This window comes from Polaromonas sp., from assembly GCF_036676035.1.
In the GTDB taxonomy this organism is placed as follows: domain Bacteria; phylum Pseudomonadota; class Gammaproteobacteria; order Burkholderiales; family Burkholderiaceae_C; genus Polaromonas.
This window is the reverse complement of record NZ_JAKFDR010000030.1, coordinates 1-13,941: the sequence shown is the minus strand read 5'-3', so window position 1 is coordinate 13,941 and position 13,941 is coordinate 1. Positions and strand designations below refer to the sequence as shown.

The window sequence follows — 13,941 nt, the reverse complement described above, 5'->3', positions numbered from 1 at the left end:
CGTGACGCACGAGTGGTTTGTGATTGACGCGACCGACAAGGTCCTCGGACGAGTAGCCAGCGAAGTTGCTCTCCGTTTGCGCGGCAAACACAAGGCCATTTACACGCCTCACGTCGATACCGGTGACTTCATCGTCATCATCAACGCAGCCCAGCTTCGTGTCACCGGCGCCAAGCCGCTCGACAAGATGTACTACCGTCACTCGGGTTACCCCGGCGGTATCACGGCTACGAACTTCCGCGATATGCAAGCCAAGCACCCCGGCCGCGCTTTGGAAAAAGCCGTCAAGGGCATGCTGCCCAAGGGCCCGCTCGGCTACGCCATGATCAAGAAGCTCAAGGTGTACGGTGGTGCTGAGCACCCGCACACTGCCCAGCAACCCAAAGTGTTGGAAATTTAAGGAGCCTTGAGATGATTGGTGAATGGAACAATGGCACCGGCCGTCGCAAATCAAGCGTCGCCCGCGTGTTTATCAAAAAAGGCACAGGCAAGATCACCGTGAACGACCGGGACATCCAGGCGTTCTTTGGCCGTGAGACCTCGATCATGATCTGCAAGCAGCCGCTGTATTTGACCAACCATGTCGAGACCTTTGACATCATGGTCAACGTTCACGGCGGTGGTGAGTCCGGCCAGGCCGGTGCGGTGCGCCACGGCATTACCCGTGCGCTGATCGACTATGACGCCACGCTCAAGCCGGCGTTGAGCCAGGCCGGTTTTGTAACGCGTGATGCGCGTGAAGTCGAGCGTAAAAAGGTCGGTTTCCGTTCGGCACGCCGCCGCAAGCAGTTCAGCAAGCGCTAAACCCACATTTAGCTGCTTTTGGCTGCACCCGAAAAAAGCCGCCGTGGTTTGCGCCCGGCGGCTTTTTTCATGGGCTGGCGCTTTTCAGGGGGGGATGGGGGTACCGCCGTAGGCTTACACTCGGGCATCGGGTCGGCGTAGCCCGGTTCCGTGAGTTGCAACCGATGACGCAAACCGTTACGCCCGGACCTCATGGTTGCGCCCAGTCTGTTGGCACAATGCAAACCTCCCAGGGAAATTACAGGGTCCGATTTGAAATTCCGTCTGTTTCGCCGCCGCCTTACGATCAGCTCGCCGCGCATGGCCATTCGCAGCCATCTGCCCTGGCCCCTGCGCTGGATTGCAGGGGCCGTCATGCTGGGCTTTTCCGCCGCCATCGCCCTCTGGGCTTTTGAATTTGGCAAGGGCATTGCCGGCCTGGATACCAATGCCAAGGAGGAGTTGAGCCTGTTGCGTGAAGAAGTGGACTTGTTGCGTGCTGATCGTGACAAGGTGCAGTCCATTGTCAACACCTCCAGCAGCCTGCTGACGGCCGAAAAGGCCGCCCAGGAAAAAATGATGGCCCAGATCAGGCAACTGGAAGCCGACAACCGGATGCTGCGCGATGATCTGGGCTTTTTCGAAAAACTGCTGCCTGCCGGGGGTGTCGAAAGCGCGTCTATCCGCGGCCTGCAGGCCGAAGCGCTGTCCGAGGCGCAACTCAAGTGGCAGGTGCTGGTGATTCAGCCCGTCAAGGATGCCCCGGTGTTCAACGGCAAGCTGGAGCTGACCTTCAGCGGCACGCAAGCCGGAAAGCCCTGGATGGCGACCTTGCCCGGTGGCGCGCAGGTTTTGCAGTTCAAGCAATACCGCCGCATTGAAGGCGTGCTCGACTTACCGCCTCAAGCCGTGGTAAAAACGGTGACAGCCAAAGTCGTTGAAGGGGTGGCCGTCCGCTCTGTTCAAACCTTCAAGCTCTAATCCGCCCCCCTTTTTCAACGGTCTCACCGGTTTCACAGGACTTAGCTATATGTTTGGCAAAAAAAAGCAGCCCCCCATCAAAAGTCTGATTGCCCAGGGCAGCTGCATAGAGGGCAACCTCAAGTTCACCGATGGCCTGCGGGTCGATGGGGACGTGATTGGTGACATCCGTGCCAATGAAGGCAGCGCCAGCATTCTGGTGATCAGCGAGTCCGCCAGCGTGACCGGCCACATTCACGCCGACCACGTGATCATCAATGGGCGCGTCAACGGGCCGGTGCATGCGTCCGAGCTGCTGGAGCTGCAGCCCAAGGCGAACATTGAGGGCAATGTGTCTTACAAGGCGCTTGAAATGCACCAGGGCGCTGTCATCTTTGGTTTGTTGTGCCCGACCAGCCAGGAATTCGTAGACAAACCTGCCTTGAAACTGGCCGCCAATAACGGTTAAAAAGTCGGTAGTAAGCACTCACAACCGTGCCTGCTTAATACGTGCAAGCGCTATGGTTGATCAAACTGCTGTACTATTGCCAGAGTCTTGAAGAACGGAGTCCCCATGAGCGCAGTTGCCGAAAACATCCAAACCGAAATGCCCGCCCCCTTTGTCTTTACCGACAGCGCTGCGGCCAAAGTCGCTGAGCTGATTGCCGAAGAAGGCAATCCGGACCTGAAATTGCGCGTGTTTGTGCAGGGCGGCGGCTGCTCCGGTTTCCAGTACGGCTTCACGTTTGACGAGATCACCAACGACGACGACACCACCATGACCAAAAATGGCGTGTCCCTGCTGATCGACGCCATGAGCTACCAGTACCTGGTTGGTGCCGAGATCGATTACAAGGACGACCTCGAAGGCGCCCAGTTTGTGATCAAAAACCCCAACGCCACCAGCACTTGCGGCTGCGGCTCCAGCTTCTCGGCCTGAGCGGCCGGGGCCTTCAAACCGGGAAGACCGGGGAGGCAATCCAATCAGTCAAAAAAGGGCCTTCGGGCCCTTTTTTGTTGCTGGCTTCTCAGGACCGGCTGGCCGGGTACAGCGCACCCAGCACGCGTGGGCCGCGTGCCCCGGTCACCGCGGTCAAATTGCCCGGCGTCCGCTGCTGCCAGGCGCGGGCCAGCCAGGCAAACGCCGCCGCTTCCACCTGCAGCGGTGGCAGGCCGCGTGCCGAGCTGGGCAGGACGGTGACGCCGGGCAAGGCCAGCGCCAACTGGCGCATCAGTTCGGCATTGAGTGCGCCGCCGCCGCACACCAGCAGTTCGGTGCTTTGCGGCGCATGGCGCTGCAGATCGCGGGCGCAGGCCTGGGCGGTCAGTGCTGTGAGCGTGGCCTGAACATCCTGCGGCGCGCAGGCCTCGAACCCCTGGAGCTGCCCGGCAAGCCAGGCCGGGTTGAACAAGTCGCGTCCGGTGCTTTTGGGCGGCATCTGGGCAAAGTAGGGCGCGCTTATCAGACGCGCCAGCAAATCGGGCACGACGGCGCCTGAGGCGGCCCAGGCGCCCCGGTCGTCATAGGCTTGCTGCGTGTGCTGGTGGCACCAGAAATCCATCAAAGCGTTGCCCGGGCCGCAATCAAAACCGGTGACCGGTCCGCTGGCGGGCAACAAGGTCAGGTTGCTGATGCCGCCTATATTGAGCACGGCCATCGACTGGCCGGCCCGTGCAAAAAGCGCGTGGTGAAAGGCCGGAACCAGCGGTGCGCCCTGGCCACCCGCCGCCAGGTCGGCGTTGCGAAAGTCCGCCACCACGTCAATGCCCGTGAGTTCGGCGAGCAGGGCCGGGTTGTTGAGCTGCAAGGTGTAGCCTGTGCCCCACTCCTGCGGGCGGTGCCGAACGGTTTGCCCATGGGCCCCGATGGCTCGGACCTGTGAGGCGGCGATGCCTTGCGTCGCGGCCTCGGCCAGCAGCGCCTGAACCACCCGCGCGTACACGGCGGCGAGCCGGTTGCCCGCCAGGGCTGCACGATGCAGTTCGTTGTCTGCGGGCGTGTTCAGTGCCAGCAGTTCCGCCCGGAAGTCCGTGGCAAAGGACTCCGAGGCATCGGCGACGACACGGGGCCGGGTGGCTGAAAACTCAAGCAAAACACCATCGGCGCCGTCCAGCGAGGTGCCCGACATCAGGCCAATGTAGTAGTCAAGCATGCGCTTATTCTGCCGTATCGGCGGCAAAGGGCGGCAAAGGGCGGCCTACAGGCTTTCAAGAGCGCGCTGGTGAAAAGCGCCGGGCTTATTCGGCGCGCGTTTGGGCGATGGTGGCGGCCGCCAGCAATTGCTGCCTGACGGTGCCTGCCAGCTGCCGGAACAGCGGCATCGCTGCAGCTGCCAGGGGAATGGTTTCGCTTTGTTTGGCAATCGTCATCGGGTCTTGATGCGTGCCATTGACACGGAACTCGAAGTGCAGGTGCGGCCCGGTGGCCCAGCCGGTGGAGCCGACCAGGCCGATGGTCTGGCCCTGGCTCACGCTCTGGCCGCGTTGCACCGAAATCTTGCTCAGGTGCGCGTAAACGGTCTCATGGCCGTTGCGGTGCTTGATGAAGACCACATTGCCATAGCCGTTCTGCACACCGGCAAACCCCACCACGCCGTCGCCCACGGTGCGTGCCGGTGTGCCGGTGACCGCTGCGAAGTCGGTGCCCAGATGGGCGCGCCACTTCTGGAGGATGGGGTGAAAGCGCATGGAAAAACCGCTGCTGATACGCGAAAACTCCACGGGCGAACTGAGGTAGGCGCGGCGCAGGCTCTGGCCGTCCAGCGTGTAGTAGCCACCCTTGTTGGGGGTACTGGTGCCCGTGGCGTTCTCGCCCGGTGCCTGGAACCACATGGCCTGGTAGCTTTTGCCGGCGTTGACGAATTCGGCGGACAGGACCCGGCCCGTGCGCAGCGGCTCGCCATCGGCCTCCAGGGTTTCGTACACCACGTTGAAGCGGTCGCCCTTGCGAAGCGCACGGCGAAAGTCGATGTCGCCCGAAAAGATCTCGGCGATCTGCACGGCCACGCCATCGGGGATGCGGGCTTCGTCGGTGGCGGCAAAGAGCGAGGTCTGGATGCTGCCGCTGGCCAGCCGGGCCGAGCTGGTGTAAGGCGCGGTTTCAATGCGCGAGCTGAAGCTGTTGCCGGCGCGCTCAACCACCAGGCGCTTGAACTGCGTTTCATCATCGGTCGGCCAGCGCATGCTCAGCTTGAGCAGATGCTGGCTGTCGGTGGCTTCTGCCGTGACGTTTTTGCCCGGGCTGCCGGCCAGCATCAACCGGGCATTGGAGTCGAGGCGAAAGAATGCCGCCGCCGCCGCATCATGAATATTCATGCGCTTGAGCAGGCTGTCGGCGGTATCGCTGCTGCGGGTGCTTTCGGTGCGAAACAGCTTGAAGCGGTAATCGGCCAGCACCCCGGTTTGTGTCTCGGTGGGCAGGCTTTGCACGGCTTCCAGCACTTGGTGAACCGGCAAGTCGGCGGCGTCAGGCGCCAGCGGAGCCACGCCAAAAGCCGTCACGCCCGTACCCAGCAGCAGGGCTGCGAGGCTTGCTGTGACTCGTTTCGGGTGGCGGCGAAGACTGTCTGCGACGGCGGCGGTAACGGTGAGTAGGCCGTGTTTGATCAAAACTGAAATTCCCAACGTGTAGGCATCGGGCACCGTCGGGCGTGCCGGATTGCGAAATGACGACAGCGATGCGCAATCCGTAAAAACCGGCCTGCAGGCATAGCACTCAAAATCTGGGGTGCAAATTGCGGGCCAACTAAAATGGCTGCCTGCAACTGCCAAACCGCCATTATATCTGCCGGACAAGCGCCGGGCATGAGAAAAACCCTTATGAATCAAGCTCTTACTGAAAACTTTCCGGTTACCGACCGGGTCCGTGAAGCCCTCGCCGTGTCGCTGCGCGGCTGTGAAGAGTTAATTCCTCAGGATGAATGGGTCAAAAAACTCGCCAAAAGCGAGGCTACCGGTGTTCCGCTGCGCATCAAATTGGGGCTGGACCCCACCGCACCTGACATTCATGTCGGGCATACGGTGGTTTTGAACAAAATGCGTCAATTGCAGGACCTGGGCCATACGGTGATCTTCCTGATCGGCGATTTCACCAGCCTGATCGGCGACCCGTCGGGCCGCAACACGACGCGACCGCCTTTGAGCCCTGAGCAAATCAAGGTGAATGCTGAAACCTACTACCGCCAGGCCAGCCTGGTGCTGAACCCGGCCAGAACCGAGATTCGCTACAACAGCGAATGGAGCGACCCGCTGGGCGCGCGCGGCATGATCCAGCTGGCCTCGCGCTACACCGTGGCCCGCATGATGGAGCGCAACGATTTCCACGACCGCTTCAAGGCCGGCCAGTCGATCAGCGTCCACGAGTTTTTATACCCGCTGATGCAGGGCTACGACTCGGTGGCACTCAAGAGCGACCTGGAGCTGGGCGGCACCGACCAGAAGTTCAACCTGTTGATGGGCCGGCACCTGCAGGCCGAATATGGCCAGGAGCCCCAGTGCATTCTGACCATGCCGCTGCTCGAAGGCCTGGACGGCATCGAGAAGATGTCCAAGAGCAAGAACAACTACATCGGCATCAGCGAAGACGCCAACACCATGTTTGCCAAGGTGCTGAGCATTTCCGATGTGCTGATGTGGCGCTGGTACACCCTGCTGTCGTTCAAAAGCGAGGCCGAAATTGCCGCGCTCAAAGATGAGGTCTATGCGGGTCGCAACCCCAAGGATGCGAAGGTGATGCTGGCCAAGGAGATCACCGCGCGTTTCCATAGCCTGGCGGCCGCCGATGCCGCCGAGCAAGACTTCATCAACCGCAGCAAGGGCGGCGTGCCCGACGATATTCCCGAGGTGACCTTGAGCCTGGCCGAGGGGGGTGCGCCGCTCGGTATCGGGGCCTTGCTCAAACAGGCCGGGCTCGCACCTTCGGGTAGCGAAGCCAACCGCCTGATTGACGGTGGCGGCGTGCGGGTGGACTCCAGCGTGGTCAGTGACAAGGGGTTGAAGCTTGGCGCCGGTATCTATGTGGTGCAGGTGGGCAAGCGCAAGTTTGCGAAGGTCACGCTGGCATGACTGAGGGCAAGGGCTTATTGAGCTTGCGTAATTCATGGCGCCACATCATTCAGACTGAATTTTTATAAAAATACAGAAATCTGTATAATTAGTCTTATGAAAACCACGCTCAACATTCACGACAACTTGCTGGCCGAAGCGAAATCATTGGCGGCTCGTCAGCGGTCTACGCTGACGCGTTTGATCGAAGAGGGTTTGCGTATGCGCTTGCGTGCTGCGGAGGTTGCGCCAGCCACAAGACGAAGGACTATGCCGGTGTTCAATGGCAAGACAGGGCTCGCGCCGGGATTGAGCGGCTTGAGCACCCGTGAGATGCTTGATGCGGCCGACCTTGCTGGCTGATGCCAATGTTGCCTGATACCAATGTGCTGGTGGCGGCTTACCGCGCGGATCATCCGCACCACAGGGTGGCTGCAAACTGGCTTAAAAGTAGTCTAAAAGAAGCCAAAGATGGTCAGCGCTTGATGCTGCCCATGCAAGTGATTAGTGGCTTCCTGCGGTTGGTAACGAATACCAAAATTTTCCCCACACCATCGCCCTGCACACAGGCGGTTGACTTCGTGGATTGGCTGCTCGAAGACACACATGTGCGCCTGCTTGGGCAAACGTCAGAATGGGCCCACTTTCGCGGCCTCGTGCTTGAGAAGCAACTGACTGCAAACCACGTTCCCGATGCCTGGCTTGCTGCGTTGTCTCTCAGTTTGAGCGAGCCTTTTGTGACGTTTGATAAGGGTTTTCGTCAGCTGCTACCCCGATCTTTGCTCGTTCTTTTGCCAGCTGAATAAGACTGGTAAGCGTGAATTTTCCAAGTTATGTAGACGAATCGCACTGCGGGTTTTGGTGAGTGCTGGTAGCCATAAATTGTACAAGCCATGTACAATTTATAACCATGATAACCAACATCGACATCGACGAAACTATCGTGGCCGAGGCCATGCGGCTGTCGGGCGCGCGCACCAAGCGCGAAGTCGTGGATCGTGCCTTGCGCGAGATGGTGGCGCGGGCTCAGCGGCCCTCGGTCCGCGAGCTGTTTGGTATTGGCGGCGTCGATCCTGACTACGATCCCAAGGCACCCTGGGCGCGCGGCACGGAAGTGGGGCAGAACCGGATAGAACAGAACCGGGTCGAGCAGCCGCGCGCCACCTACCAGGCAGCCGCCAAGCCCGCTGTCCAAAAGCCCCCGGGAAAGCCCGCCAAGCCGGCCCGGCCAAAGAAAAGTTGATGCTGCTGGTCGACTCCTCGGTCTGGATCGACTGGTTGCGCGGGGCGGACACCGACGCGGTTCGTTTTATTCAGGAGCGCGAGGCGCATGAGGAACTGGCGCTCACGCAGATGATTTACCTGGAGGTGCTTCAGGGTGTGAGCTCCGAGCGCCAATTTGCCACGACCCGGCGGGTGCTGAGTGCGCAGACCATGCTGCAGCCGCTGGATCCGCTGGAGACGTTCGAAGCGGCTGCGCAGCTGTACCGTCGCGCACGGCAGCAGGGCTTCACAATCCGGAAATCAACCGACTGCCTGATTGCGGCGGTCGCGCTGGAACAAGAAGCGATGCTGGTTCACAACGACCGCGATTTTCTCGCGCTGGCGCAAGTGGCGCCCCAATTGCTGATCTACCCGCGCCGGCCGTTCGCGCCAGCGCACTGAGGAGGCTGCGCTACTTCGCGCCGGCCTTCTCCAGCATCTGCACCATCTCCTTGTAGCCGCGTGACTTCGCCAGTTGCAGCGGCGTATTGCCCTGCCGGTCGGCCAGCTGCAGGTTGGCACCGGCCTCGATCAGGGCTTTGAGCGTGGCCTGGTGGCGCGGCCCGCCGTTGCCCAGCACGATGGATTCGATGGTGGCCGTCCAGTGCAGGTTGTTCACATGGTCCAGCGGCGCGCCGGCGGCGATCAGCTGCCTGACCACGCCGTCATGGCCCAGGTGGGCGGCCGCGATCAGGGCGGTGCCGTCGTAGCGGCTGGTGACCTGTTTCGCACTGGCGCCGAGTGACAGCAGCACGCGCAGCGTTTCCTCGTCGTCTGCGACGGAGGCGATGGTCACGCCGTCGTAGCGGTCGTTGTCAAGCAGGTTGATGCTGGCGCCCGCTTTCACGAGTGCGCGGATGGCATCGCGCTGTTTCGCAAAGCTGGCCACGTGCAGCAGCGTGCGGCCGTTGCCGTCACGGGCATTGAGGTCGGTTTTTGCGACGGCGAGTTTTTCAATCTGGGCCACATCGCCCTTGTGGGCGGCGGCGTGCAGGCCTTTGTAGGCTGCCACTTCAGCAGTGTTCGGGGCCACCTGGGCCGCAGCAGGCGTGGCCGCCATGGCACCGAGCCCGCAGGCTGCGGCCAGCACCAGATGTTTCAAGGGCAGGGACAGGCGAAGAGGGCTTGGTTTCATGGCGGATTCTCCTGGAGATTTTCCTGGGGTTTACTTCAGCTGGTCCTTGACCTTGTCCAGCGCGGCCACGGCGCAAGCCTCGTCGAGGTGACCGCCGGGGGCGCCGCCGACGCCGACTGCGCCGATGACCTCATTGCCCACTTTCACCGGCACACCGCCGCCCAGCAGCAGGAAGCCCGGAATGTCGGTCAGGTTCGCGGCTGCGGGGTTTTTCTGCGCGCCTTCCATCATGGCCAGCGTGTTGTTTTTGGCCGAGGCGGAGGTGAAGGCCTTCTGCAGGCTGGCACCCAGCGTGTGCGGGCCGGCATTGTCGGCACGCTGCACGGCGCGCACGGTGCCCGCGCGGTCCACCACGGTAACGCCCACCGCATAGCCATTGGCAGCGCAGGCGGCGACGGTGGCGGCGGCGATCTGGTTGGCCAGGTCGAGGGAGATGTTTTTCTCGGTCCGCACGCCTTGGGCGTTGGCCGCTGCAGCGATGAGGGACAGGGCAAGAGCGGAAATCTTGATAACGTTGCGCATGGTGTTCTCCAGAAGTTGGTTTGTTGAAAAAACGGTTCAGTCGCCGCCGGGCCGCCCCAAGGCGACTGCGGCCCCCTTGGGGGCAGCGCAGCACACGAAGTGGCAAGCGTGGGGGCCCCTCACATCGCCGCCGGGCCGCCCCAAGGCGACTGCGGCCCCCTTGGGGGCAGCGCAGCACACGAAGTGGCAAGCGTGGGGGCTTCACATTCAACCGTGGGAGAACTTTAAAAAATGGCGGCGGCTTTGCCCATTCGTAGGGCTACGCGCGGGGCTCCGTAGAACTACGGAGTGTCTGTCTACGGAGTCGAGGTCAGCGCGCCTCAGTCAGCTGCATCCACCAGCGCGGCATATTGGCGGATCAACTGGGCCAGCGACTCGGCTTGCAGCTTGGCGAACAGGTTGGCGCGGTGGGTTTCCACGGTGCGCGGCGAGACATCGAGCGCGCGGCCGATTTCCTTGTTGGTGAGGCCTGCCACGATCAGGCCCAGCACCTCGCGCTCGCGCTCGGACAGCTGGGCATAGCGCTCGTGCGCCTGCCGGTCGGCCTGGTGCCGCTCGCGCGACTTCACATGCTGGCGCACCGCGTTTTGCAGCGCTTCGAGCAGCTGCTCGTCGTTGACGGGCTTTTCCAGAAACTCGGCGGCGCCGGATTTGAAGGCGCGGCGGCACATCTCCACCGTGCCGTGGCCGGTCAGCATGATGACGGGCTGGTCCACCCCCTGGGCCACCAGCGTGTCCAGCACGGCCAGGCCGCTGATGCCGGGCATGCGCACATCGAGCACGATGGCGCCAATGCTCTGCCGGTCAAAGCCGTTGATGAAGGCTTGCGGGTCAGCCCAGGTTTGCACGCGCAGGCCCACCGTGCTGATCAGCAACGCCAGGCTTTTGCGCACCGCCTCGTCGTCGTCGATGAGGTGAATCAGGGGTGACAACATGGCCCCCACGCTTGCCACTGCGTGTGCTGCGCTGCCCCCCGAGGGGGCCCTCGCGCCTTGGGGCGGTCCGGCGGCGCTCAAGCGTTCTTTCATGGTTTGGCCGCCAAGGGCAAAGACAGCCGGAACACGGCACCGCGCGGCGCATTGTGCGCGGCCATCAGACTGCCGCCCATGCCGGTGGCCAGCGTTTCGCACAGGCTCAGGCCCAGTCCGAGGCCGGCCTCGCGGGTGGTGAAGAAGGGCTCGAAAATCCGGGGCAGCACGTCAGCTGCAATGCCCGGGCCGCTATCGGCGACGCTGATAACGCCCAGCGTGCCCTCAGCGTCCAGGGTCACCCTCAGCTGGCGCTCGCGTGCGGGCACTTGTTCCAGCGCCTGCAGGGCATTCATCAGCAGGTTGTGGATGATTTGCTCCAGCGCCACCGGCTCGGCCAGCACGGAGATGGGTGCGGCTGAGGCTTCAAGTTGCGGCTCAACGTGGCGGCGTTTGCATTCAGGCTCCAGCAAGTACAGGGCGTTGCGCACGGCATCCTGCAACACGATGGCCTGCACCTGCCCGGCCAGATCGGGCCGCTCCACCGCGCGCCGCAGGCGCCCCACCACATCGCAGGCGCGCCGCGCCTGCTCCACGGCCTGCGTCATGGCGTTGCGGGCGGTGGCCAGCTCGGGCGGCTCTTCAGCCAGCAGGCGGTTGGCCGCCTGGGTGTTGGCCAGCACGGCCGTCAGCGGCTGGTTCAGCTCATGGGCCATGCCGGCGGCCAGTTCGCCCAGCGTATTGAGGCGCGCCACCTGGCCCAGCCGCAGCAGCTCTTCGGCGCGCCGGCGCCCGGCGCGCTGACGCTGCAGCGTCATCAGCGCGGCCAGCGCGCCGGCCACGAGCAGCGCCCAGGCCAGCATCCGGCCCCAGGGCAATTCACGCCAGCCCACCTGCCGCAAGGCCACCACGTCAAATGGCTGGCTTGGCGTGGCCAGGTGCTTGTGAAAATCAAAACGCCAGCCATCGCTGCCGATATGTCCCGGCTGCACCACAAAGCTTTGGCCGGCATGCTCCAGCGTCACGCGCACCGGGCTGGTGTCGGGCTGCATCGGCCATTCACTCCAGGGCACCGTGCTGCGCAGGTCGATCAGCAGGGCGTAACTGGCCGGCTCGGCGCTCAGCACCAGCTGGTAGCGACCCCTGGAAAAGTCCACATCGGCCAGCACCGCGCGGCGGCTCTGGCGGGATTGTTCCTCGGCCGCGCGCAAGTTGTCCTGCGGCCAGAGCGCGCCGTGGTCGCGTCGCCGCACACCCAGAAATTGAGGGTAAACGGAGGCCAGGCGCTGTTCGGGCTGGGCAGACGACCCTGCGGGATCATGAGCCGCTTGCAGCAAGGCCAGCGTGGCCATCACGGCGTCATGCTGGACCACGCGCTGGCTGAGCAGCCGGTGGACAATCCGCGCGTCGGTCTCAAAAGCTTCGCGCAGCTGCGTCAGCTGCAGACGGGCCAGCGCCACGCAGCCCAGCGCCGTGACGGCGCACCAGAGCAGGACCCAGATCAACCGGCGTTGTAGCGCGTGCAGCATCGCCGCATTTTTGCATAGCTTGTGGGGCGTTCACCGCATCGTTGACAATGTGCGCATGAACCGGCTGGACCTGCACTCATTGACGCCACAGCGCATGCTCTGGGCTTCCGCGGGCGTGGCCGTCATCACCATCGTGCTCAAGACGCTGGCCTGGTACATCACCGGTTCGGTCGGTTTGCTGTCGGATGCGCTGGAGTCGCTGGTCAACCTGGCCAGCGCCCTGTTTGCGCTGGCCATGGTCACCATTGCCAAGCGCCCGGCCGACGAGGACCATCCTTACGGCCACACCAAGGCCGAGTATTTTTCTTCCGGCTTTGAAGGCGCGATGATCATAGGCGCTGCCGCCGCCATCCTCTGGGCGGCCCTGCCGCGCCTGCTGGCGCCCCAGCCGCTGGAGCAGCTGGGCTGGGGCCTGGCCTTGTCGGTCGCCAGCTCGGTGATCAATGGGCTGATGGCCTGGGTGATGCTTCGTGCCGCCCGTGTGCACCGCTCGATTGCGCTGGAGGCCGATGCGAGACACCTGGCCACCGATGTCTGGACGTCTGCCGGTGTGGTCATCGGCATTGGCGCCGTGGCGCTGACCGGCTGGCTGTGGCTGGACGCACTGGTGGCCATTGCGGTGGCGCTCAACATCTTGCGGGAAGGCTTTCACCTGATGTGGCGCTCTTCACAGGGCTTGATGGACGAAGCCGCCGAGCCCGAGGTGCTGGCCCAAATCCACCAGACCCTGGAAGGATTCAAGCACCCCGCCATCCGCTTTGACCACCTGACCACGCGCCGCTCCGGCCAGCGCTGCTTTGTCGACCTGCACATGCACATGCCGGCCGACTGGTCGCTTGGGCGCGCGGCGGCGCTGCGTACCAGCGTGGAGCAGGCGCTGATGAGCGCCGTGCCGGGCCTGCGTGCCACCATCCAGATGCTGCCCAGCAATGTGGAACCCCGTTTTGACGACGAGAAAGACCCCGCTTGAAATGAGTGTTGACAAGAGAGCGCTGGCATGAAGGCCGTGCTGCAGCGTGTGGCCCAGGCCCGTGTGGTGGTTGCCGGTGAGACGGTGGGCCAGATCGGCCAGGGGCTGCTGGTGCTGGTGTGCGCCGAGCGCGGGGACGCAGAGCTGCAGGCCGACAAGCTGCTGGCCAAGATCCTCAAGCTGCGCATCTTTTCGGACGGGCCGGGCGCCGGGCCGCCCCAAGCACGGCCAGCCCCCTCGGGGGGCAGCGCAGTACACGCAGTGGCAAGCGTGGGGGCCAATAAGCCCGGCAAGATGAACCGCAGCGTGCAGGACATTGGTGGCGGATTGCTGGTCGTGAGCCAGTTCACGCTGGCGGCCGATGTGTCGGGCGGCAACCGGCCCAGCTTCACCGGTGCGGCGTTGCCCGAAGAAGGGCGCCGGCTCTATGACTACTTTGTGGCGCAGGCGCAGCTATTGCATCCCATCGTCCAGACCGGCCAGTTTGCCGCCGCCATGCAGGTGCATCTGGTCAATGACGGGCCGGTGACGATTCCGTTGCAGATCGACCCGCTATTAAATTAATAGCTTCTTGCGTCTGTGTTTGTTGGGGTTGTGCGTTGTTTTATTGCAGAGTGCTTTCATGACCAGGCCGGGGGTAGCCCGGCGTCTAGTCCGTTGGGAGACCCCCCGGCTCTGCCGGGGAGGCAGTAGAAGTTTGACGTATGCGTAGGTATGGGTGTCCATCGCAGAAACTTCCAATCGTGAGCCGCCAAGCAAACGAAAGGA

The 13,941-nt window shown here is 63.0% G+C and carries 18 protein-coding genes; 12 read left to right on the top strand and 6 right to left on the bottom strand.

Annotation, left to right across the window (positions count from 1 at the left end; all coding sequences use genetic code 11):
• Window position 1: 1 nt before the first annotated feature.
• The 5 genes from rplM to erpA all read left to right on the top strand — a co-directional run bounded on the left by rplM (window position 2) and on the right by erpA (window position 2,683).
• Window positions 2-400, top strand: a complete 399-nt coding sequence (gene rplM, locus V6M61_RS05605; RefSeq protein ID WP_332775585.1) for a 50S ribosomal protein L13 — start codon at window positions 2-4, stop codon at window positions 398-400.
• Window positions 401-411: 11 nt separating this feature from the next.
• Complete coding sequence (gene rpsI / locus V6M61_RS05600) at window positions 412-804, top strand: 30S ribosomal protein S9 (RefSeq protein ID WP_332775584.1); 393 nt, start codon at window positions 412-414, stop codon at window positions 802-804.
• A gap of 252 nt (window positions 805-1,056) precedes the next feature.
• Window positions 1,057-1,764, top strand: coding sequence for a DUF6776 family protein (locus V6M61_RS05595; protein WP_332775583.1), 708 nt, complete (start codon window positions 1,057-1,059; stop codon window positions 1,762-1,764).
• 49 nt (window positions 1,765-1,813) lie between these two features.
• Complete coding sequence (locus V6M61_RS05590) at window positions 1,814-2,212, top strand: bactofilin family protein (protein WP_332775582.1); 399 nt, start codon at window positions 1,814-1,816, stop codon at window positions 2,210-2,212.
• A 105-nt stretch (window positions 2,213-2,317) separates the two neighbouring features.
• Window positions 2,318-2,683 carry an iron-sulfur cluster insertion protein ErpA gene (gene erpA / locus V6M61_RS05585; RefSeq protein WP_332775581.1) on the top strand — a complete coding sequence of 122 codons (366 nt, stop codon included), beginning with the start codon at window positions 2,318-2,320 and terminating at the stop codon, window positions 2,681-2,683.
• Window positions 2,684-2,771: 88 nt separating this feature from the next.
• Here the strand turns inward: erpA and V6M61_RS05580 are convergent, their stop codons facing one another.
• Window positions 2,772-3,896, bottom strand: a complete 1,125-nt coding sequence (locus V6M61_RS05580) for an anhydro-N-acetylmuramic acid kinase (RefSeq protein WP_332775580.1) — start codon at window positions 3,894-3,896, stop codon at window positions 2,772-2,774.
• 85 nt (window positions 3,897-3,981) lie between these two features.
• Window positions 3,982-5,349 carry a M23 family metallopeptidase gene (locus tag V6M61_RS05575; RefSeq protein WP_332775587.1) on the bottom strand — a complete coding sequence of 456 codons (1,368 nt, stop codon included), beginning with the start codon at window positions 5,347-5,349 and terminating at the stop codon, window positions 3,982-3,984.
• A 213-nt stretch (window positions 5,350-5,562) separates the two neighbouring features.
• Here V6M61_RS05575 and tyrS point away from each other — a divergent pair, with 213 nt between their 5' ends.
• The 5 genes from tyrS to vapC all read left to right on the top strand — a co-directional run bounded on the left by tyrS (window position 5,563) and on the right by vapC (window position 8,451).
• The gene (tyrS, locus tag V6M61_RS05570) at window positions 5,563-6,807 is read left to right on the top strand and encodes a tyrosine--tRNA ligase (RefSeq protein ID WP_332775579.1); all 1,245 of its coding nucleotides are present in this window, start codon (window positions 5,563-5,565) and stop codon (window positions 6,805-6,807) included.
• A gap of 96 nt (window positions 6,808-6,903) precedes the next feature.
• Window positions 6,904-7,149: a DUF2191 domain-containing protein gene (locus V6M61_RS05565; protein WP_332775578.1), complete on the top strand. Its 246-nt coding sequence runs from the start codon at window positions 6,904-6,906 to the stop codon at window positions 7,147-7,149.
• A gap of 5 nt (window positions 7,150-7,154) precedes the next feature.
• Complete coding sequence (locus V6M61_RS05560) at window positions 7,155-7,592, top strand: TA system VapC family ribonuclease toxin (RefSeq protein WP_332775577.1); 438 nt, start codon at window positions 7,155-7,157, stop codon at window positions 7,590-7,592.
• A gap of 104 nt (window positions 7,593-7,696) precedes the next feature.
• Window positions 7,697-8,029: a type II toxin-antitoxin system VapB family antitoxin gene (locus V6M61_RS05555; RefSeq protein ID WP_332775576.1), complete on the top strand. Its 333-nt coding sequence runs from the start codon at window positions 7,697-7,699 to the stop codon at window positions 8,027-8,029.
• Entirely contained in the window at window positions 8,029-8,451 is a 423-nt protein-coding gene (gene vapC, locus V6M61_RS05550; protein WP_332775575.1) for a type II toxin-antitoxin system VapC family toxin, read from the top strand. The genes V6M61_RS05555 and vapC overlap by 1 nt, the downstream gene beginning before the upstream one ends.
• 10 nt (window positions 8,452-8,461) lie before the next feature.
• On the opposite strand, the gene V6M61_RS05545 is transcribed toward vapC, so the two are convergent.
• The 4 genes from V6M61_RS05545 to V6M61_RS05530 form a co-directional block, all read right to left on the bottom strand.
• Complete coding sequence (locus V6M61_RS05545; RefSeq protein WP_442957732.1) at window positions 8,462-9,184, bottom strand: ankyrin repeat domain-containing protein; 723 nt, start codon at window positions 9,182-9,184, stop codon at window positions 8,462-8,464.
• 30 nt (window positions 9,185-9,214) lie between these two features.
• Entirely contained in the window at window positions 9,215-9,706 is a 492-nt protein-coding gene (locus V6M61_RS05540; protein WP_332775574.1) for a GlcG/HbpS family heme-binding protein, read from the bottom strand.
• A 320-nt stretch (window positions 9,707-10,026) separates the two neighbouring features.
• Entirely contained in the window at window positions 10,027-10,641 is a 615-nt protein-coding gene (locus V6M61_RS05535; protein WP_332775573.1) for a response regulator transcription factor, read from the bottom strand.
• Between the two features lie 89 nt (window positions 10,642-10,730).
• Window positions 10,731-12,203: a sensor histidine kinase gene (locus V6M61_RS05530; RefSeq protein ID WP_332775572.1), complete on the bottom strand. Its 1,473-nt coding sequence runs from the start codon at window positions 12,201-12,203 to the stop codon at window positions 10,731-10,733.
• Window positions 12,204-12,258: 55 nt separating this feature from the next.
• On the opposite strand from V6M61_RS05530, the gene V6M61_RS05525 reads away from it, so the two are divergent.
• Both V6M61_RS05525 and V6M61_RS05520 read left to right on the top strand, forming a co-directional pair.
• Entirely contained in the window at window positions 12,259-13,173 is a 915-nt protein-coding gene (locus V6M61_RS05525) for a cation diffusion facilitator family transporter (RefSeq protein ID WP_332775571.1), read from the top strand.
• 27 nt (window positions 13,174-13,200) lie between these two features.
• Window positions 13,201-13,737 carry a D-aminoacyl-tRNA deacylase gene (locus V6M61_RS05520; RefSeq protein ID WP_332775570.1) on the top strand — a complete coding sequence of 179 codons (537 nt, stop codon included), beginning with the start codon at window positions 13,201-13,203 and terminating at the stop codon, window positions 13,735-13,737.
• Window positions 13,738-13,941: the final 204 nt, after the last annotated feature.